This window comes from Streptomyces sp. NPDC059166, assembly GCF_042755185.1.
Taxonomy (GTDB): Bacteria; Actinomycetota; Actinomycetes; order Streptomycetales; family Streptomycetaceae; genus Streptomyces.
In genome coordinates this window covers 89,398-109,442 of sequence record NZ_JBHZCI010000027.1, presented here as the reverse complement: position 1 = coordinate 109,442, position 20,045 = coordinate 89,398, and the positions used below count along the sequence as shown (strand labels likewise).

Here is a 20,045-nt window from a genome sequence, read left to right as displayed (position 1 = left end):
AACCCGTGTGGTGTGTGTGTGTTGGGGGTTGGTTTTTTTTTTAACCCCCCCGGCCCTCCGGCCGGCTGACGCCGTGGGGGGGGGGGGGTGGGGGCTGGGGTGGCGCCGCCCCCCTTCTCCGTGCCGGGTTCCGGCCCCTGGGCCGGATCGCTCCCCCGCGAGCTCCCGGCCCGCGTGGGCGCCCGTGCGCAGGCGTGCCGTCGTGCGACCGGACCCCGTCCCGCGCGGACGCCCGGAGGGTCTGACGGTAAAATCGGGGCCGCCATGGAATTGAATGCCTCATACAACAGTCTCGTCGCGGTCGGCGACTCGTTCACCGAGGGCATGTCGGACCTGCTGCCCGACGGCTCCTACCGCGGCTGGGCCGATGTGCTCGCCTCCCGCCTCGCGGCCACCACACCCGGATTCCGGTACGCCAATCTCGCCGTACGGGGAAAACTCATCGGGCAGATCGTGGCCGAGCAGGTCCCGGTGGCGGCGGCTCTCCAGCCGGATGTCATCACTCTGGTCGGCGGCCTCAACGACACCTTGCGGCCGAAGTGCGACATGGGCATGGTGCGAGCACGGCTGGAGGAGGCGGTCGAAGTCCTGGCGCCGGCGTGCAGGACCCTGGTCCTGATGCGCAGTCCGGGGCGGAACGGCCCGGTGATGGAACGGTTCCGTCCGCGCATGGAGGAGCTCTTCACGCTGGTCGACGATCTGGCCGCACGCCATGGCGCCCTGGTGACCGATCTGTACGGCGCCCCGGCGCTCGGCGATCCGCGCATGTGGGACGTCGACCGGCTGCATCTGACGGCGGAGGGGCACCGCCGGGTCGCCGAAGCGGTCTGGCAGACCCTGGGCCTGCCCGCGGAGAGCGACTGGCAGACGCCGATGCCCGCCTCGGCACCCGCGCGCTGGGCGCGACGGCGGGTCGAGGACGTCCGTTTCGCCCGACAGCATCTCGTACCGTGGATCGGGCGACGCCTCACCGGCCGGTCGTCCGGCGACGGCAGGGCGGGCTCGCAGTTCGACGCGGCGCTCGGGAAGGCGTTCTGGATCACTCCCGGAGACCTGGAGACGCCCGGCCCGGTGACCGGCTGGCGCCGCCTGGACGGCTGAGCGGCAGGGGCCGCCTGCTCCCGCCCGGCGCGTTCCGGCCGGGACGGAGCCCGTACGAGCCTGCCTGCGCAGCACCACCGGGCCGGTCGAGCGGCGGGCGGTGTGGCCCGGCGCCTCCTCGGAAGCCCGAAGAGGCCGTACCACCCGGCGCGGCCTCCGGCCGCCTCTCCCCCTCCCACCGGAAAGGCGCCATCTGCCGGTCGGGGCCACCGTTCGTAGGAACCCACAGCTCGGCCCGCGGCACGGACCTGCAGAAACCGCCAGTAGAATCAGGACACGTGACTGCTGTGTCTGCGAAGCCTCGCATCCCCAATGTCCTGGCCGGCCGCTATGCCTCCACGGAGCTGGCCGTCCTCTGGTCCCCCGAGCAGAAGGTGAAGCTGGAACGCCAGCTGTGGCTGGCGGTGCTGCGCGCTCAGAAGGACCTCGGGATCGAGGTGCCCGACGCGGCTCTGACCGACTACGAGCGCGTCATCGACCAGGTCGACCTCGCCTCCATCGCCGAGCGCGAGAAGGTCACCCGGCACGACGTGAAGGCCCGGATCGAGGAGTTCAACGCCCTCGCGGGTCATGAGCAGGTCCACAAGGGCATGACGTCGCGGGACCTCACCGAGAACGTCGAACAGCTCCAGATCCGGCTGTCCCTGGAGCTGATGCGCGACCGGACGGTGGCGGTTCTGGCACGGCTGGGCAAGCTCGCCGGGGAGTACGGCGAGCTCGTCATGGCGGGCCGGTCCCACAACGTGGCCGCTCAGGCGACCACGCTCGGCAAGCGCTTCGCGACCGCCGCAGACGAACTGCTGGTCGCCTACGGGCGGCTCGAGGACCTGCTGGGCCGCTATCCGCTGCGCGGCATCAAGGGGCCCGTGGGCACCGCTCAGGACATGCTGGACCTGCTCGGCGGCGATGCCGGGAAGCTCGCCGACCTGGAGCAGCGCATCGCCGGCCACCTGGGCTTCGCCCACGCCTTCACCTCGGTCGGCCAGGTCTACCCCCGGTCGCTCGACTACGACGTGGTGACCGCTCTGGTGCAGCTCGCGGCGGCACCCTCGTCGGTCGCCAAGACCATCCGGCTGATGGCGGGTCACGAACTCGTCACCGAGGGCTTCAAGCCGGGCCAGGTCGGCTCGTCCGCCATGCCGCACAAGATGAACACCCGCTCCTGCGAGCGCGTCAACGGCCTGATGGTGATTCTGCGCGGCTACGCGTCGATGACCGGTGAGCTGTCGGGCGACCAGTGGAACGAGGGCGACGTCTCCTGCTCGGTGGTCCGCCGGGTGGCGCTGCCCGACGCGTTCTTCGCGTTCGACGGCCTGCTGGAGACCTTCCTCACCGTGCTCGACGAGTTCGGTGCGTTCCCCGCCGTGGTGGCACGCGAACTGGACCGCTACCTTCCGTTCCTCGCCACGACCAAGGTGCTGATGGGCGCGGTGCGTGCCGGAGTGGGCCGCGAACTCGCCCACGAGGCCATCAAGGAGAACGCGGTCGCCTCCGCCCTCGCCATGCGGGAGCAGGGAGCGGAGCGCAACGAACTGCTGGACAAGCTGGCCGCCGACGAGCGGATTCCGCTGGACCGCGGGCAGCTGGACGCCCTGATGGCGGACAAGCTCTCGTTCACCGGTGCGGCCGGCGACCAGGTCTCCGCCCTGGTGTCCCGCATCGAGGAGATCGCGAAGCAGCACCCGGAGGCAGCCGCGTACACCCCTGGCTCCATCCTCTGATGTCCGGGACGCCTTCGAGGACCGGCACTCCTGCCGTATGACTCCTGAGGAGCTCCAGGCCGCCCGCGACCGCGTCGTCCCCGACGTGGTCGCGGGCGGCCTGCGTGTCCTGTTCTGCGGGATCAATCCGAGCCTGATGACGGCGGTGACGGGTCACCACTTCGCCCATCCGGGGAATCGCTTCTGGCCGGTGCTGCACCGTTCGGGCTTCACGCCCGAGCAGCTGAAGCCGTCCCAGCAGGGGCGGCTCCCGGGCTTCGGACTCGGCATCACGAACGTGGTCGCCCGGGCGACCGCGCGGGCGGACGAACTGTCGGCGGAGGAATATCGCGAGGGCGGCAGGCTGCTGGCGGCGAAGGTGGAACGGCTGCGCCCGGCGTGGCTGGCGGTGGTCGGCGTCACCGCCTACCGGACCGCCTTCGGCGAGCGGGGCGCCCGGATCGGCTCACAGGAGCGGGTCATCGGGGGCGCCCGGGTCTGGGTTCTCCCCAACCCGAGTGGGCTGAACGCCCACTGGACGGTCGACTCGATGGCGGAGGAGTACGCCTGCCTGCGGAGCGCGGCCCAGGAGGCCGGCTGCGACTGAGGGCTGTGCCGGCGGGGCCTGCCGGAGCACCGGCGCGGGAGGTCCGGGTGCCACCGGCCCGCACGGCGGGGTGGGGCCGCTCGGCAGCCGCCGCTGTTCCGGCGGGTCAGGGCGGATCGATCACGGTGACCAGGACACGCAGTTCACACCCCGGTCCGCCGTCCTCCAGGTGGAGCACGAGGGCGATCCACCGGTCCTCCACCTTCCACAGGGGCAGGTACTCGCATCCGGCGACCGGGTCGGCCCAGGGCTCCGCCACCACCTCCCCGGCGAGCATCCGCTCCTGGGCGCTCCACAGGCTGACGGCCTGGGGTTCGCCCCAGCGCGAGGTGAGCAGCGCCAGCAACGCGTCGTGCTCCGCGAGGCATCGGGCCCGGACTTCGAGCCGATCGGTCTCGTCCGTGGCCCCTCGGGCGTACTCCCCGTGCAGAAGAGCCGTGTGATAGCCGGGTCCGCTGACTCCCGAGCCCGACGGGACGCGTTCCGGGGGGAAGTCCCGGGTGCGCATCCCGTCGATGAGGCGGAGGTGATGTGCGGTGGTCATACCGTCAGTAAACAACTCCGGACCGACACACGGGAATTGCGAGCACCGCCCGGTCCGGGCGCCGTGACGGAGGCGGGTGCCGCGCGGCTTCCGTCCTACCGTGGTGCGACCGCTCCGCCTGAATCCCCGCCAGGTCCCCCGCCGTCGCGGACACGCCCCGCGCATGAGCCGGCCGCGTCCGGTCCGTCAGCCGGGGGAGAGTCCGTCAGCCGGGGGAGAGTCCGCCCGCCGGGCGACGGTCTGCCCACCGGGCGACGATGAGCCTCGCCGTGGTGCAGGGGCGTCGTCGCGGCGGGGCACCGGGCCCCTGCGGGTCTCGGCCCCTCCGGCGCCGTTCCGACGGCCGGACCGCCGGGCGCTTGCCGCCGGGAGCAGGGCAGCGAGTACGATCCGGCAGACGTGCGCACGACCTGGGAGGACAGACGGTGGCCCGACTGAGCGGTGGGGACCCCTCTCTGCTGCGGAGGATCAACTCCGCGGTGGTGCTGCACGCCCTGAGGGGGGCGGACTCGCCCACGCTCACCGATCTGACGAGGATCACCGGCCTGTCCCGGCCCACGGTCGAGGGCGTCGTCGAAGGGCTCTTCGCGGAGGGACTGGTCGTCGAGGCCACGCCCGACGACAGCGGGGCCAAGCGCCAGGGACGTCCGGCCCGGCGGTTCCGGTTCCGGGCCGAGGCGGGATATCTGCTGGGGGTCGAGATCGGCTCGCACCGCGTCTCCGCCCTGGTTTCGGGCCTGGACGGCCGCGTCGTCGGCGCGGGTTCGCGCGAGGTGTCGGAGACGCTCAGCGCGGACGACAGGATCGAACAGGTCCGGCTGGTGATCGCCGATGTGCTCAAGCGCACGGGTGTGGCGCGGAGCAGTCTGCGTGCGGTGGGTGTGGGCAGTCCGGGCATCGTCGAGGCCGACGGCACCGTGCGCCTGGGCACGGCGCTGCCGGACTGGACCGGGCTCGCGCTCGGCGAGAAGCTGCGACGCTCCTTCCGGTGCCCGGTCCTGGTGGAGAACGACGCCAACGCCGCCGCCGTGGCGGAGCACTGGAAGGGCGCGGCGACGGAGTCGGACGACATCGTGTTCGTGCTGGCGGGCCTGAGCCCTGGCGCGGGCTCGCTGATCGGCGGGAGGCTGCACCGCGGCTTCGGGGGTGCGGCCGGAGAGATCGGCGCTCTGCACCTCCTGGGACGAGACGTCACCCCCGAGCATCTGCTCTCGACCACGGACACCCCGCTCGACCCGCTCGACGAGCCCGCCGTCGCCGCGGTCTTCGCGAAGGCCAAGGAGGGTGATGCGGGTGCACAGGCCGCCGTCGAACGCTTCATACAGCGCCTGGTGCACGATGTCGCGGCGTTGGTGCTGGCGCTGGACCCCGAGATCGTGGTGATCGGAGGGTGGGCGGCGGGCCTGGACGGCGTGCTCGAGCCGCTCCGCGGCGAGCTGGCCCGCTACTGTCTGCGGCCGCCGCGGGTGGCTCTTTCCCTCCTGGGAGAGGCCGCCGTCGCCACCGGCGCCCTGCGACTCGCACTGGATCACGTGGAGGAGCAGCTCTTCGCTGTGGAGGCGACGGTCACGGCCCGCCGCTGAGAGGCGACGGGCCGGGCGGTACGCCGAACGGCCGGCGGTTCCCGGACCGCAGGGAGCGGGGCCGGGGAGGCGGAGTCCGCGAACGCCGCCCCTGTGTCACCGGCGGAGGCCGGCGGCTGTACCGGCCGCCGGTCCCCGAAGGGTCAGGACGCCTTGCGCTGCTGCTCGTCGTGGCTGATCTCCAGCGCCCCGGCGTCCCCGAAGGTGAGCCTGCAGGTGTCCGCCCGGTACGTGGCGACGGAGACGGCGGCTGTGCCCACCGCGTTGAAGTAGCGGGTCGTGACGACGAGGACAGGAGCACCGGGCAGCCTGTCGAGCTCCTTGGCGTCGTCCGCGCGAGCCGATCCGAGCTCCACGGAGCGGTCCTGGCCCTCGATGCCGGCGCGGTGCAGTTCCCGTACGACGCTCCTGGCCCGTGCCGGTTCCGACGGGACCTCGATCGCGGAGAGTTCGGGCACGGACGAGGCGGGAACGTAGAGGAGTTCGGCGGCCACGGCCTGCCCCTGGGCGACACGGATCCGGCGTACCGCGTGGACCGGCTCGTCCTCGGCCACGTCGATCAGGGGGGCGACGCCTGCGGGCAGCTGCGCGAGGCTGCATCCGACCGGCTGCCACGCCTCGTCGGTGTCATCGCCGTCGAAACCGTGCCGTGCGGTGGCGACGGCCACTCCCACCCGGGGAGGCGCGACGGTCGTACCGACACCGCGGCGCCGCTGCAGCCTGCCTTCGAGCTCGAGCTGCTCCAGCGCCTGCCGGAGCGTCGCCCTCGCGACGCCGAAACGCGCTGCCAGGTCCCGCTCGTTGGGCAGCACCTCGCCCACCGCGAAGTCCGAGTCGAGTGCCTCACTGAGCACGGTCTTGAGGTGCCAGTACTTCGGCTCCTGCACCGATTCCAGCTGCGTGGTCCCCACCCTGTCCTCCGCATCCGCCGGTGGCTTTTCCGCGACGTTGTTTATTAAAGGTTCCTGCCTATCGTTCAGACCTTAGGGCGGCGAAACACCTTGGTCAAGACCAATCCTCATCCGGTGACACAGCGGAACAGGGTGCTGGCGCAGAGCGTTCACGGGACGTTCGCGCGGCCGTGAACCCCGGCAACACGAAGCCGCACGCCCGACACCTTCCGTGCGCCGCCGGCCGCGGCCCCCGGCTGCGGGGGAAGCCGCACCGGGCGTCCGCCCCGCTCGCCGCCCTTCGCCCGACGGGGCGTCACCAGCGCGCTGTTCACCCGGGGTTGGGCTGCGCGCCGCTACGGACGACTAGGGTCCTCCGCTGGACCAGGCCGGATCAGGGAGCGGGGCCTGGTGCCGTGCATCGCAGGGCGGAGGAGGGAGTCGACGCTCGCGTCGGGGACCGACGACAACACCGCGAGGTGCGGCACCGGGGCACGCGAGCCCGGCCTGATCCGAACGAAAGACCCTGGGCATGTCCCGCAACCGTTCGCAGGTTCTCGCTGTTCCGGCACTCCTCACGCCCATGGAGGCGCACCGATGTCGAACCGTCCGCCCGTCCCTGCCCCCCGCCGCCGCACCGTGCTGCGCGGTTCGCTCCTCGCGTCGGCGGCGGCCGCCGCGCATTCGGCGTTCGCCGTGGCACCCGCGTTCGCGCTCTCGGGCAGGCCGGATGCGGCATGGGGGGTGCAGGTGGGTGATGTGACGGCCTCCTCCGCCCTGGTGTGGGTACGTTCCGACCGGCCCGCCCTCATGAGGGTCGAGACATCCGCGTCCCCCTCCTTCCGCCGCGCCCGCACCTGGCACGGGCCGCTGATCGGCTCCCTGACGGACTTCACCGGGACGACGGCGCTCCACGGGCTGCCACCGGGCGAACAGATCCATTACCGCGTCACCCTGTCCGACCCCCACGACCCCCGCCGCACGGGCCGGCCGGTGTACGGAACCTTCCGCACCGCCCCCGCGGGCCGGCGCGACGGAGTCCGCTTCCTGTGGTCGGGGGACATCGCCGGGCAGGGCTGGGGTATCAACCCGGACATCGGCGGCTACCGTGTCTACGACGAGATGCGCCGCCTCGACCCGGACTTCTTCCTCTGCAGCGGTGACACCGTCTACGCCGACGGCGTCCTGGAAGCCGCCGTGACGCTGCCCGACGGCAGGGTCTGGCGCAATGTCACGACCCCCGAGAAGTCGAAGGTCGCCGAGACCCTGGACGAGTACCGCGGCAACTTCCGGTACAACCTGCTCGACGCCAACCTCCGCGCGTTCAACGCGCAGGTGCCGTCGATCGTCCAGTGGGACGACCACGAGGTACGCAACAACTGGTACCCGGGGCAGATCCTGGACGACGTGCGTTACACGGAGAAGAACGTCGACCTGCTCGCGGCGCGTTCGACGCGGGCCTTCCGCGAGTACTTCCCGGTGTCCACTCTGCGGGGGCCCTCCCCCGAGCGGCGCATGCACCGGGTGGTACGGCACGGTCCGCTGCTCGACGTGTTCGTGCTGGACATGCGCTCCTACCGGGACGCGAACTCCCCGAACCGGCAGCCGGACGACACCACGGGCATCCTCGGCTCCGGGCAACTGGCCTGGCTCAAGCGCGAACTGTCGCGGTCGCGGGCGGTCTGGAAGGTCATCGCGGCGGACATGCCGCTGGGGCTCGTGGTCCCGGACGGGGCCACGGACTACGAGGCCGTCGCCCAGGGCGACCCGGGCGCACCGCTGGGCCGCGAACTGCAGATCGCCGATCTGCTGCGGTACATCAAGCACCGGCGCATCACCGGCACCGTCTGGCTGACGGCCGATGTCCATTACACCTCCGCCCAGCACTACTCACCGGAACGTGCCGCCTTCAAGGACTTCGCGCCGTTCTGGGAGTTCGTCTCCGGCCCGCTGGCGGCGGGGGGCTTCCCCGCGAACGCCCTCGACGGCACCTTCGGCCCGGACCGCGTCTTCGTCCGGGCGCCGGACCGGGCGAACGTGTCGCCCATGGAGTCTCCGCAGTTCTTCGGACAGGTGGACATCGACGGCGGCAGCGGTGAGCTGACGGTGCGGCTCCGCGCCCAGGGCGGTTCGGTCCTGTTCAGCAAGGTGCTGCAACCCGGACGCACCGGACAGTGACCCGACGGCTCCCGGGTCGGCGGGTGAGGCGCTCGCGAGGGGCCTGCGCGGCCGGTCCCCGCGTCGGCGTCCCGGCAGTGGAGCGGGCGGCTGCCGGGACGGACTCGAAAAGGTACCGAAGGGACCAGATCCACACGTAACCCATCAGTCACAATGCGTTCGTGATCAGGCAACACCGTTCGGTCACAGTGAAGACATGACTGACGTGACATCCGCGAAGAGCGCCCGCCGTCCGCACCACTGGCGGCGGGACCTGATCGAGCTGGCAGCCCTGTTCACGGCGGTGGCCGTGGCCGACGCCGTCGCCAACCTCATCGGGCACCAGCCCGACGGCCCCTATCTGCTCGTCGCCTCGGCCGTGGCCCTGGTGGCCACGGCGACGTTCCACACGTGGTGGGCGCGCCGGCACAGTCACGCTCCGCCCGCCGGTAGCGATACCGGCGGCGGCGCCCTCACCGGTTCCGGTCCGGACGGCGAATCCGCCGGGGACGCCGCGCCGGCCGAGACCGTGCTGTGGCGGATGCGGACGACCGTCCGGGACGCACCGGGCACGCTGGCCGCGCTCTGCACGGCCCTGGCGCGTCACAGGGTCGACATCCTGACTCTGCAGACGCACCCGCTGGCCGAGGGCACGGTGGACGAGTTCCTGCTGCGCGCTCCGGCGGCCCTGCCCGCCCAGCAGCTGACGCGGGAGATCTCCGCCGCGGGTGGCTCCTCCACCTGGATCGAGCGGGCGGACGCGCACGACCTGGTGGACACGCCCACCCGTCTCCTCGGCCTCGCCACCCGCACCGCCCTGGACGCGGCGGAACTCCCCCTCGCCCTGCGGCAGCTCCTGGGCCGGTGCACCATCCACTCGCTGCCCGCCCTGTCGGTCACCGGCCGCCCCACCGGGGAGAGCGCCCCGGTCGAAGGGGTCCTGGAGGAGGCCGTGATGCGGCTGCGCGATCCGTCGGGCAGCGTCATCACCGTGGAGCGCCCCTATCTCCCCTTCACACCGACGGAGTTCGCCCGTGCCCGGGCACTGGTGGAGCTGGACGCGCGGCTCGGACCGCGGGTGCCCCGCGGCGAGGACGTCCTCACGCTGCCCGAGGGCAACGAGATCACCGTGCGCCGGGCGGACCGGAGTGATCTGGAGGCCGCTCTCGCGATGCACGGCCGCTGCTCGGACGGGACCCTGGGCCTGCGGTACCACGGTCCGGTCCGGGACGCCGACCGGTATCTCGACCACCTTCTGAGCCCTCGGTTCGGGCGCACCCTGGCGGTCCAGACGGCGTCCGGCAAGCTGATCGCTCTCGGTCATCTGCTCTGGGACGGCGACGAGACGGAGGTGGCGCTCCTCGTCGAGGACGACTGGCAGCGCAGGGGGATCGGCACCGAACTCCTCCGCAGGCTGGTCGCCCTGGCCGTGGAGGCGGGCTGCGAGAGCGTGTACGCGGTGACGCAGGCCCACAACACGGGCATGGTGGCCGCCATGCGGGCGCTCTCGCTGCCCCTCGACTACCAGATCGAGGAAGGCACCCTCGTGATCACCGCCCGGCTGGTCCCGGTTCCCGCCCCGTCCCCGGACCTGCGGACGCCGGAAGCGGCGACGAGGTCGGGCGTGCCCTCGACGCACCGGCCGCAGCCCGGGACCGACCGGCCGCAGCGCCGTCCGGGCCGCTGAGCGCCTGGCACAGATCCGCCCAGATGTCCTCGACGTCCTCGAGGCCGACGGACATCCGCAGCAGGCGGTCGCTGACACCGGCGGCCTTCCGGTCTCCCTCGTCCACGATGCGGTGGCTGATGGAGGCCGGGTGCTGGATGAGCGTGTCGACGCTGCCCAGGCTCACCGCGGGAGTGATCAGGCGGACTCCCCCGACGATCCTGTGGGGGTCTCCGAACACCTCGAAGGACACCATCGCTCCGCCGGTCCGCGGGTAGTGCACTCGTGCCACCCGCGGGTCGGCCGAGAGTCTGCGGGCGAGCTCCGCGGCCGACGCGGACGCCGCCGCGACGCGCACCGGAAGGGTGGACAGGCCTCGCAGCAGCAGATATCCGGCCATCGGGTGCAGCACCCCGCCCGTGGCGAACCGCACCTGCCGCAGGGTCGCCGCGAGTTCCTCGTCGCAGGCGACGACGCCCCCCATCACGTCACCGTGGCCGCCGAGGTACTTGGTGGCGCTGTGGAGTACGAGACGGGCGCCCTGTTCGAGGGGCCTCTGCAGTACGGGTGTCGCGAAGGTGTTGTCCACGAGCAGGGGCACCGAGCCGCACGAGTGGGCGGCCGCCCTGATGTCGACCTCCGCCAGCGTCGGGTTGGCGGGTGTCTCGATCATCACCAGGCCGGTGTCGGGCCGGATCGCCGCGGCGATGCCCGCCGGATCCGTCCAGGTGACCTCGGTGCCGAGGAGTCCGGCGGCCAGCAGGTGGTCGCTGCAGCCGTAGAGCGGGCGCACCGCGACCACGTGCCTGAGCCCGAGGCTCGCGCGGGCCAGGAGCACGGCGGTGAGAGCGGCCATGCCGCTGGCGAAGGCGACGGCGCTGCCGGCTCCTTCCAGCCGGGCCAGCGCGGTTTCGAAGCGGGCCGTCGTCGGGTTGTCCAGCCGTGCGTAGACGGGCGGCCCGTCGGGCCGGGCTCCGGTGGCCGCGAAGGTGTCGATGCGCTCGGCCTCGCCCCGTGAGTCGTACGAGGGATAGGTGGTGGACAGGTCGATCGGCGCGGCGTGCAGGCCGAGAGAGGCGAGGTCTTCGCGTCCGGCGTGCACGGCTTCGGTGGCGAGCGCCCTGGACGGGAAGGAGGGCTGGGGTGTCAGCGAGGTGACTTCGGTGTCCATGCCGACAGGCTGAACACAGGGCGGGCTGACGGCCGAAAACGCCGTGCTACGTTCGCCCGATGTCGGAATCCATCGCACTTGATCCGGTCGATCTGCACATTCTGCGTATCCTGCAGAACGATGCGCGGACGACGTACCGGGAGCTGGCCTCCGAGGTCGGCGTGGCGCCCTCCACGTGCCTGGACCGCGTGGCGCGGCTGCGCCGCTCGGGTGTGATCGTCGGGCACCGGCTGCGGCTCGATCCCGCCAAACTGGGCCGCGGGCTGGAGGCACTGCTGCTGGTGCAGGTCCGGCCGCACCGCAGGGACCTCATCGGCCCGTTCGTGGAACGGATCAGAGCGTTGCCGGAGTCCAGGGCCTTCTTCCACCTCACCGGGCCCGACGACTACCTCGTGCACGTGGCCGTGGCCGATCCGGCGGACCTGCAGCGCCTGGTCCTGGACGAGTTCACCTCGCGCCGTGAGGTGGCCCGCGTGGAGACCCGGCTGATCTTCCAGCAGTGGGAGTGCGGGCCGCTGCTGCCGCCGGTGCCGGGCGCCAGGCATCCGATCGGGCCCGACGAGAGCGCTCCTTCGCCGTCCACACGGTGAACGAGCGTCCCCGGCGTCCGGGCGGTCGCCTCCGGATCCGGCCGGACCGGGCCGAAAGAACCGGCCCGAGTCCGGTTCCCCCGTGACGGGAAGGGCCTCCGCGTACGAGGATGTCCACATGTCAGACACACCGAACGGCGCACTGCCGCGCCAGGTCGCCGACGCCTACGTCGACGCGTACATCGATCTCGATCCCATCACCGGTACCTATCTCGGCGTCGCCGAAAGCTCCCGTAGGCTCCCCGACTTCTCACCGGCAGGCCAGGCCGCGATGGCGGCCCTCATTGGCGAGACCCTCACCCGACTCGACTCCGCGGAGCGGGTGCCGGGCGCGGAGAGCGACGAGGAGAGGCGCTGCGCACGGCTGCTGCGTGAACGCCTGACGGCCGAACTCGCCGTCCTCGAGGCCGAGGAGGGGCTCAGGGCGGTGTCCAACATCCATTCCCCCGCCCACAGCCTCCGTGATGTGTTCTCGGCGACTCCGACGGCGACGGAGGAGGACTGGGCGGCGGTCGTGGACCGCCTGCGGGCGGTCCCCGTGGCACTGGAGGGCTATCGCGACTCGCTCGCGCTCGGTCTGGAGCGCAAGCTGTACGGCGGTCCGCGCCCCACCGCGACGTTCATCGGGCAGCTGGGGACCTGGGCGGGGGAGGAAGGCACCGGTTTCTTCCAGGACTTCGTCGGGGCCGGCCCCGCTTCCCTGCGCGCGGAACTGGACACGGCGGCCGGTCAGGCGGCCTCGGCGCTCGTGGAACTCCGGGACTGGATGCGGGACGTGTACGCGCCCGCGATCGAGGGGGCACCGGACACGGTCGGCCGCGAGCGCTACGCGCGTTGGGCACGGCAGTTCAACGGCACGGACCTGGACCTCGACGAGGCCTACGCGTACGGCTGGTCCGAGTACCACCGGCTGCTGGGGGAGATGAGGACCGAGGCGGAGAAGATCCTTCCCGGGGCCGGTCCCTGGGAGGCCCTGGCCCATCTCGACGTGCACGGAGAGCACATCGAGGGGGTGGAGGAGGTACGGGTCTGGCTGCAGGGCCTGATGGACGAGGCCATCGAGGCGCTCGACGGCACGCACTTCGAACTCGCCGAGCGGGTACGGAAGGTGGAGTCGAGAATCGCTCCGGCGGGCGGCGCGGCAGCTCCGTACTACACAGGGCCCTCCGAGGACTTCTCCCGGCCGGGGCGCACCTGGCTGCCGACCATGGGCGAGACCCGCTTCCCCGTCTACGACCTGGTGTCCACCTGGTACCACGAAGGCGTTCCCGGCCACCACCTGCAGATCGCGCAGTGGACGCACGTCGCCGACAGTCTTTCGCGGTACCAGGCCTCGGTCGGCCAGGTCAGCGCCAACGCGGAGGGATGGGCGCTGTACGCCGAACGCCTCATGGACGAACTGGGCTACCTGCCGGACGCCGAGCGCCGCCTCGGCTATCTGGACGCGCAGATGATGCGCGCGTGCCGTGTGATCGTCGACATCGGCATGCACCTGGAGCTGGAGATCCCCGCGGACTCCCCGTTCCACCCGGGCGAGCGGTGGACACCCGACCTCGCCCAGGAGTTCTTCGGCCTTCACAGCGGCCGCCCCGCCGACTTCGTGGAGAGTGAGCTGACCCGCTACCTGTCGATGCCGGGGCAGGCGATCGGCTACAAGCTGGGCGAACGCGCCTGGCTGCTGGGCCGGGAGAACGCGAGGAAGGCGCACGGAGAGTCGTTCGACCTCAAGGCCTGGCACATGGCGGCCCTCTCGCAGGGCTCACTGGGCCTGGACGACCTGGTGGACGAGCTGTCCCGGCTCTGACCCGAAGCCGCCGGGGGCGTGCCCGTCCGCGCGCCCCCGGTTCCTTCCCGCTCACCGCCGAAGACCTGAAGGACCTCCCCCATGGCCGAGACCGGCTTCCTGTTCTGCCTCGATCCGCTGCGGCCGAGCCGCACGGACCCGGAGTTCGCCCGTGAGGCGGCCGCGGCACGGCGGGCCGGGGCCCGGATCGCCCTGATCGACCATGACGCGCTGCTGGGGGGCGACCTCGAACGCGCCGTCGGTGGGGTACGGCGGGAGTCCGGTCCGTACCGGTACCGCGGCTGGATGATCCCCTCCGCGCGGTACGCGGAGCTGGAACGGGTCCTCGCGGACCGGGGCTGCACGCTGCGCACGAGCGGGGCCGACTACCGCACCGCCCATGAACTCCCCGGCTGGTACGAGGTGTTCGAGGGGCTGACACCGCGCAGCGTGTGGCGTCCCCTGTCCCCGGGGGAGCCGCTGCCCGGGGCGGTTGTCTGGGCCGGTCTCGCCCAGGGCCTCGGATCCGGTCCGGGGATCGTCAAGGACTACGTGAAATCACGCAAGCACGAGTGGGACGAGGCGTGCTTCGTGCCGGAGCTGACCGACCGGGAACGGCTGGCGGCGGTGATCCGGCGGTTCGTCGAACTGCAGGAGGACTTCCTGGCGGGCGGGGTGGTGGTGCGCGCGTTCGAACCGTTCGTACCCGGCGGGGAGGCCCGCGTGTGGTGGGTGGCCGGGGAGCCGGTACGTGTGACGGCCCATCCGGACACCCCGGGTCAGCTGCCCGCCCCCCGGCTGGACGCCGTCGGTGAGGCGGTGCGCGCTCTCGGCTGCGGGTGGGTGACGACCGACCTGGCCCTTCGGGAGGACGGGGTGTGGCGGGTGGTGGAGGTCGGCGACGGGCAGGTCAGCGGTCTGCCCGCCGGCGACGACGGAGAGGGCCTGTTCAGCCTGCTGACCGGGGCCTGAGCCCTTCGCCGGACTCCTCAGCATCCGCACGCGCCGTCGTCCACCGGTGCGGTGAGCGGGTCGGCGGTACGGCGGTCCGGTCCCTCCAGGGTCTCGAAGGCGAACCCCTCTCGTACCCAGTACTCGAATCCGCCGAGCATCTCCTTCACCCGGTAACCGAGTTCGGCGAGGGCCAGCGCGGCCCGGGTCGCGCCGTCGCAGCCCGGTCCCCAGCAGTAGGTGATCACGGGGACCGCGGGGTCGAGCAGGCCGGCCGCCCGCTCCGTGATCAGGGCGGTGGGCAGATGCACCGCGCCGGGGACGTGCCCCTGGTCCCAGGAGGCTGCCGAGCGGGAGTCCAGGACGACGAATCCGGGGTCGCCGCCCGCCTCCAGGGCGCTCGCCACGTCGGACACGTCGGTATGGAAGGCGAGCGAGGCCCTGAAGTAGGCGGCGGCCGCGGCCGGGGAGGCGGGCGGTACGCGGAGGACGGAGTTGGCCGCGGAGCCGGTCTGTGAAGTCATGACCAGAAATCTAGAGTCCATCCGGGAGGCCCGGAAGAGGCGATCCACGGCCTACCCCTTGTCCCGCAGGGATTCTCACGGTTGTCTGGCCACATGACCGACTATTCCCCGGACGCCACCGACCGGCGCATCCTCGAGGTCCTTCAGCGCGACGGACGGGCGACGTTCGCCGAGCTCGCCCGCGCGGTCGCCATGTCCCCGAGCGCAGTCACCGAACGGGTACGCCGCCTGGAGGACGCGGGCGTCATCAGCGGGTACTCCGCGGTGGTGGAGCCGGAAAGGCTGGGTCTGCCGATCCTCGCCTTCGTCCGGCTGCGCTACCCGAACGGCAACTACAAGCCGTTCCACGATCTGACCGACGCGACACCGGAGATCGTGGAGGCTCACCACGTCACCGGGGACGACTGCTTCGTCCTCAAGGTCACCGCGCGTTCCATGCGGCATCTGGAGGAGGTCACGGGGAGGATCGGCGCCCTCGGTTCCGTGACCACCAGCGTCGTCTACTCCTCCCCGCTCCCCCGGCGGGCGATCAGCCGCTGAGCGCCCCGGCGGTCCGGTGGACCACCACCGAGCCGTTCCGTTCCTTCACCACCTCGAGCTGTGCGGGGATACGGCGGCGCAGATCGGCGACATGGCTGACGATGCCCACACTGCGGTCCCGTTCGCGCAGCGAGTCGAGGACGTCGAGCACCTCGTCCAGTGTCTGGTCGTCGAGGCTGCCGAAGCCCTCGTCGATGAAGAGCGTGTCCAGGCGCACCCCGCCCGACTCGTCCGTCACCACGTCGGCCAGGCCGAGGGCCAGCGCGAGCGAGGCGAAGAAGGTCTCCCCGCCCGACAGGGTCGCCGTGTCGCGTTCCCGGCCGGTCCAGGAATCGACGACGTGCAGGCCGAGACCGGCCCTGCGACCGCCGCTGCGCTCGTCGGAGTGGACGAGTGTGTAGCGTCCCGACGACATCCGTTGGAGACGCGCCGTCGCCGCCGCCGCCACCTGTTCGAGGCGGGCGGCCAGCACGTACGCCTCCAGGCGCATCTTCCGCTCGTTGTCCGCGGAGGTCCCCGCGGTCAGGCCGGCGAGGCGGGCCACTCCCTCGTACTCCTGGCGCAGCGGCCCCAGGGCTCGCACCTCCTCGTCGAGCCGCCGGGAGAGCCGGCCGAGCTCCGAGCTGCGCTCCCCCGCCGCCGAGTGCGCGGCGGCGTGGTGCCGCGCCTGCCGGGTGGCCAGGTCGTACGCGGCCTCCGCGGCCTCCGGTGAGGCCGGAGGGCGGGCGGCCGCGTCCCTGGCGTCGGCCTCGGCGAGCCGGTCCGCGACCGCGGCGGCCTCGGTCTGCCAGGCGTCGACGCGGTGCTGCAGTTCGCGTTGGGCGTCGTCAGCGAGGAGCTTGGCCGCGGCCGCCCGCGGGGTGTCGAAGCCGGCCCGGAAGGCGGCGTCGGCCAAGCGGCCGTCCGCCTCCTTGAGGCGCTCGGCGGCGGCGTACTCGGTCCGTAGCGCCTCGGCGGCGGCGGAGACCCGGTGGGCGAGGCGCCCGATGAGCGCCGCCCTCTCGGCCACCGTCGCGCACTCGCCTCGCGCCTTGACCAACTCGGCTTCCAGCGCGAGCTGTTCCCTTTCCAGAGCCTCACGCCGGGAGGTACGGGCCGCCGCGCGTCGTTCCGCCTGCCGGCGGTCCTCCAGCCGCCCGAGATGTTCGCGCTCCGCGGCGGCGAGGGCTTCCCTGGCTCCGTGCCCCCGCGAGGCCGCACGGTGCGCGTCGTCGTGCTCCCCGGTCAGCCGCGCCAGGGCCTCCTCGAGCACGGCGGCGGTCACCGGCTCGCCGTCCTCCGCTCCTGCCTCCGGGCCCTCGGCCTCCGCACGAGCGGCCGTCAGGCGTTCGCGCAGCAGCCCGAGTTCGTTCTCCGCCCCGGCTCGCGCACGCTCCGCCCGCTGGTGGCCGGCGAGCGCCTCCTCCTCGGTGGCCCGGTCCACGTGGCCCTCGCCCGCCCGGGCCGGCTCAGGATGAGCGGCGGAGCCGCACACCGTGCAGGGTTCGCCTTCGACGAGCCGGCCGGCGAGCTCCGCCGCGATGCCACGCAGCCGCTGCTCCCGCAGCGCGAGCCAGGTCTCGTGGGCCGTCACAGCGTGCTCCCGCGCCGCGGTCAGGGCTGCCGCCGCCGACCTCTCACGTACGCCCAGCGCGTCACGTCGCCGGGCCGCGTCCAGCCGCCTTCGCGCGGGCTCGAGCCTGCCGGCGATCCGTTCCGCGGTGGTCGCGGCCTCCTGCGAACTCTCGACGCGCTCCCTGAGGGCCGCGTGTTCGGCGTCCCAGTCGGCGAGCCACTGAGCCGCCTCCTGGATGATCTCCTCGTCGGCGCGGGACTGCCGGTCGAGGGCGGCCAGTTCGGCGTCGATCCGCTCACCGCGCTCTTCGGCGCGGCGTGCGGCGTCCAGCTCGCCGAGCTGAGCGCGCAGTCCGCGCTCCCGGTCCGCCAGCTGGTCGGGACCGGCAGCCGACAGTTCGGCCGGCAGACCCTCCGATGTCTGCCGGCGGGCCAGGACCGCGGCCTGGTGGGCGTGTTCGGCCTCGTCGCGTAGCTCCAGGGCCGGTGCGACCAGCTCCGCCTTGCGCGCGCGGGTCAGTTGCTCGTGGCAGCGGTCGCGTTCCGCACGGCGCTCCTCCAGCCCTGCCGCGCGCCGACGCGTCTCCGCGTGCCGTTCCTGGAGCCTGGCGAGCCGGCGCTCCGACTCGAGGACCTCGCCCGCCGCTGAGGCACGCTCCTCCGCGGCCGCCAGGGCGCATCGTGCGATGTCGAGGCGTTCGCGTGCTCCCGCGCGCGCCACGGCTGCCCAGCGCAGCACCCCCTCCGCGAGGCCGGGCTCGCCCGCTCGGGTCTCGGGCGGCGGGACCTCGTCCGCCACCGGGCCGGCCGCCTGGGCGACGCGCTGGGCGAGGGCGAGGATCTGCTCGTCGGCGGCCTTGACCCGGGCCTCCGCCGCCCGGCGGAGTTCGGCGAGGCGTTCCTCGACGGCCGCGAAGCGCCGGGTGTCGAAGAGCCGGCCGAGCAGCTTGCCTCGCGCTTCCGCGTCGGCGCGCAGGAAGCGCGCGAAGTCTCCCTGGGGCAGCAGGACGACCTGGCAGAACTGGTCCCGGCTCATACCGAGGAGACCGCCGATCTCCTCGCCGATCTCCTGGTGCGAGCGGCTGAGCGCCGTCCAGCCGCGCTCCGGGTGGTACTCGCGGAGCCAGCTCTGCGCCTTCTCGGTCGTGAAGCCGCCGCCCCTCTTCTTGGGCCGGGGCTGAGCGGGCCGCCTCGTCACTTCGAGGCGTCGTCCCCCCACGGTCAGGTCGAGGCACACCTCGGTCGGACGGTCGGCGGGGGCGTGGTCGCTGCGCAGCGAGGTGCCCGGGCTCTGCCGGGAACCGGGGACCGTGCCGTAGAGGCCGTAGCAGACGGCGTCGAGGACGGAGGTCTTGCCCGCACCCGTCGGGCCGTGCAGCAGGAAGATGCCCGCGGAGGACAGGGCGTCGAAGTCGACCTCCTGGGTGACGCCGAAGGGCCCGAACGCGGTGAGGGTGAGTCTGTGCAGTCTCAACGGGACACCTCGTCAACCGTCTCCGTGACGCGTACGTGGTCGAAGGCGGCACGCAGCACGGTCCGCTCCTCCGTGTCCGGGCCGCTCCCGCCCCGGACGTGTGCGACGAAGTCCTCCGCGACCTGGTGGTCGTCGCGTCCCTTCAGCCGCTGGGCGTAGGACGCGAGCGGGTCCTGCGGGGCGCGTTCGGGCTCGAAGACCAGGCTCAGGGTGTGCGGGAAGCGTTCGAGCAGGCGCGCCATCGGTTCCTCCGGGCGGGCGGGGTCCGTGAGTGTCGCCTCCACCCATGAGTCCCGGTGCCGCTCGTGGGCCGGCTCCGCGAGGAGTTCCCCGAGGCGCCCGCGGAGGCTGGCGAGCGGGCGCGGGACCGGGCAGTCGACGCGCTCGGCGGCGAGCGCCCCGTCCGCGGCGAGGTCGACGATCCACATGGTCTTGCGGTGGGTGTGTTCCGAGAAGGAGTAGGCGAGCGGGGAGCCGGAGTAGCGCACGCGCTCCGTGACCGTCTGACAGCCGTGCAGGTGACCGAGGGCGACGTAGTCGACGCCGTCGAACACCCCGGCGGGGACGGCGGCGACTCCGCCGACGGTGATGTCGCGCTCGCTGTCGCTCGGCTCGCCACCGGCCACGAAGGCGTGCGCGAGGACGACGGACCTGGTCCCGTCCGGGCGGGTGGCGAGATCGGCGCGCACCTGGTCCATGGCCGCCGTGAGGACCGCCTCGTGGCCCGCCTTGGACGCGCCCAGCCCTTCCCTGACCAGGGCGGGCTCGAGGTAGGGCAGCCCGTAGAAGGCCACGTCGCCCGCCGTGTCGCGCAGCAGGACCGGGGTGGCGCACTCGCCCGGGTCGGTCCGCAGGTGGATGCCCGCCCGGGAGATCAGTCCCGCGCCGACGCCGAGCCTGCGTGCGGAGTCGTGGTTGCCGGAGATCATGACGGTCGGGACGCCGGCTTCGGCGAGCCGGTGCAGCGCGTCGTCGAACAGCCGGACCGCGGAGAGCGGCGGGACGGCACGGTCGTAGACGTCGCCCGACACGACGACCGCGTCGACCGCCTGATCCCGCACCGTCGTCACGAGGTGCTCGAGAAAGGCGGCCTGGGCGTCGAGCATCGGCACACGGTGGAAGGACCGCCCCAGATGCCAGTCCGAGGTGTGCAGGATCCTCATGACATCACCCCGACGGCTCCGAACCTCATGTTCCACTTCCTCCGCCC

The 20,045-nt window shown here is 72.6% G+C and carries 15 protein-coding genes and 1 pseudogene; 10 read left to right on the top strand and 6 right to left on the bottom strand.

All coding sequences use genetic code 11. The features are described from left to right. Positions 1-264: 264 nt before the first annotated feature. From ACFXOA_RS21150 to mug, 3 genes are all read left to right on the top strand, one after another. The gene (locus tag ACFXOA_RS21150) at positions 265-1,101 is read left to right on the top strand and encodes an SGNH/GDSL hydrolase family protein (protein ID WP_385030528.1); all 837 of its coding nucleotides are present in this window, start codon (positions 265-267) and stop codon (positions 1,099-1,101) included. Positions 1,102-1,379: 278 nt separating this feature from the next. Further along, on the top strand, positions 1,380-2,822 hold the full coding sequence (purB, locus tag ACFXOA_RS21145; protein ID WP_385030525.1) for an adenylosuccinate lyase: 1,443 nt from the start codon (positions 1,380-1,382) through the stop codon (positions 2,820-2,822). 37 nt (positions 2,823-2,859) lie between these two features. Then, positions 2,860-3,408: a G/U mismatch-specific DNA glycosylase gene (gene mug, locus ACFXOA_RS21140; protein ID WP_385030522.1), complete on the top strand. Its 549-nt coding sequence runs from the start codon at positions 2,860-2,862 to the stop codon at positions 3,406-3,408. A 106-nt stretch (positions 3,409-3,514) separates the two neighbouring features. Here mug and ACFXOA_RS21135 read toward each other — a convergent pair whose 3' ends face one another. Beyond that, the gene (locus tag ACFXOA_RS21135) at positions 3,515-3,952 is read right to left on the bottom strand and encodes a hypothetical protein (RefSeq protein WP_385030519.1); all 438 of its coding nucleotides are present in this window, start codon (positions 3,950-3,952) and stop codon (positions 3,515-3,517) included. A 425-nt stretch (positions 3,953-4,377) separates the two neighbouring features. Between ACFXOA_RS21135 and ACFXOA_RS21130 the strand changes: the two genes are divergently transcribed. After that, complete coding sequence (locus ACFXOA_RS21130) at positions 4,378-5,535, top strand: ROK family transcriptional regulator (RefSeq protein WP_385030516.1); 1,158 nt, start codon at positions 4,378-4,380, stop codon at positions 5,533-5,535. Positions 5,536-5,678: 143 nt separating this feature from the next. Here the strand turns inward: ACFXOA_RS21130 and ACFXOA_RS21125 are convergent, their stop codons facing one another. Continuing rightward, complete coding sequence (locus tag ACFXOA_RS21125; protein ID WP_385030513.1) at positions 5,679-6,446, bottom strand: GntR family transcriptional regulator; 768 nt, start codon at positions 6,444-6,446, stop codon at positions 5,679-5,681. A gap of 576 nt (positions 6,447-7,022) precedes the next feature. On the opposite strand from ACFXOA_RS21125, the gene ACFXOA_RS21120 reads away from it, so the two are divergent. Further along, the gene (locus ACFXOA_RS21120; protein WP_385030510.1) at positions 7,023-8,603 is read left to right on the top strand and encodes an alkaline phosphatase D family protein; all 1,581 of its coding nucleotides are present in this window, start codon (positions 7,023-7,025) and stop codon (positions 8,601-8,603) included. Positions 8,604-8,808: 205 nt separating this feature from the next. Then, a pseudogene (locus ACFXOA_RS21115) lies at positions 8,809-10,215 on the top strand (GNAT family N-acetyltransferase); the annotation flags it as partial. On the opposite strand, the gene ACFXOA_RS21110 reads toward ACFXOA_RS21115, so the two are convergent. Further along, positions 10,133-11,419 (bottom strand): trans-sulfuration enzyme family protein, encoded by a 1,287-nt coding sequence (locus tag ACFXOA_RS21110; protein WP_385030507.1) that lies wholly within the window; start codon positions 11,417-11,419, stop codon positions 10,133-10,135. The pseudogene ACFXOA_RS21115 and the gene ACFXOA_RS21110 sit on opposite strands and share 83 nt — an antisense overlap. Before the next feature lie 59 nt (positions 11,420-11,478). Between ACFXOA_RS21110 and ACFXOA_RS21105 the strand changes: the two genes are divergently transcribed. The 3 genes from ACFXOA_RS21105 to ACFXOA_RS21095 all read left to right on the top strand — a co-directional run bounded on the left by ACFXOA_RS21105 (position 11,479) and on the right by ACFXOA_RS21095 (position 14,764). Then, complete coding sequence (locus ACFXOA_RS21105) at positions 11,479-12,009, top strand: Lrp/AsnC family transcriptional regulator (RefSeq protein WP_385030504.1); 531 nt, start codon at positions 11,479-11,481, stop codon at positions 12,007-12,009. Between the two features lie 118 nt (positions 12,010-12,127). Further along, the gene (locus ACFXOA_RS21100) at positions 12,128-13,813 is read left to right on the top strand and encodes a DUF885 domain-containing protein (protein WP_385030501.1); all 1,686 of its coding nucleotides are present in this window, start codon (positions 12,128-12,130) and stop codon (positions 13,811-13,813) included. Positions 13,814-13,894: 81 nt separating this feature from the next. Then, positions 13,895-14,764 (top strand): ATP-grasp domain-containing protein, encoded by an 870-nt coding sequence (locus ACFXOA_RS21095; protein ID WP_385030498.1) that lies wholly within the window; start codon positions 13,895-13,897, stop codon positions 14,762-14,764. Between the two features lie 17 nt (positions 14,765-14,781). On the opposite strand, the gene ACFXOA_RS21090 is transcribed toward ACFXOA_RS21095, so the two are convergent. Beyond that, complete coding sequence (locus ACFXOA_RS21090; protein WP_385030495.1) at positions 14,782-15,267, bottom strand: rhodanese-like domain-containing protein; 486 nt, start codon at positions 15,265-15,267, stop codon at positions 14,782-14,784. A 93-nt stretch (positions 15,268-15,360) separates the two neighbouring features. On the opposite strand from ACFXOA_RS21090, the gene ACFXOA_RS21085 reads away from it, so the two are divergent. Further along, positions 15,361-15,807, top strand: a complete 447-nt coding sequence (locus ACFXOA_RS21085; RefSeq protein ID WP_385030492.1) for an Lrp/AsnC family transcriptional regulator — start codon at positions 15,361-15,363, stop codon at positions 15,805-15,807. Here the strand turns inward: ACFXOA_RS21085 and ACFXOA_RS21080 are convergent. After that, positions 15,797-18,835 carry an AAA family ATPase gene (locus ACFXOA_RS21080; protein ID WP_385030489.1) on the bottom strand — a complete coding sequence of 1,013 codons (3,039 nt, stop codon included), beginning with the start codon at positions 18,833-18,835 and terminating at the stop codon, positions 15,797-15,799. The genes ACFXOA_RS21085 and ACFXOA_RS21080 overlap by 11 nt on opposite strands. Next, positions 18,832-19,998 (bottom strand): exonuclease SbcCD subunit D, encoded by a 1,167-nt coding sequence (locus tag ACFXOA_RS21075; RefSeq protein WP_385030486.1) that lies wholly within the window; start codon positions 19,996-19,998, stop codon positions 18,832-18,834. Before ACFXOA_RS21075 ends, ACFXOA_RS21080 begins: the two co-directional genes overlap by 4 nt. Between the last annotated feature and the right edge of the window lie 47 nt (positions 19,999-20,045).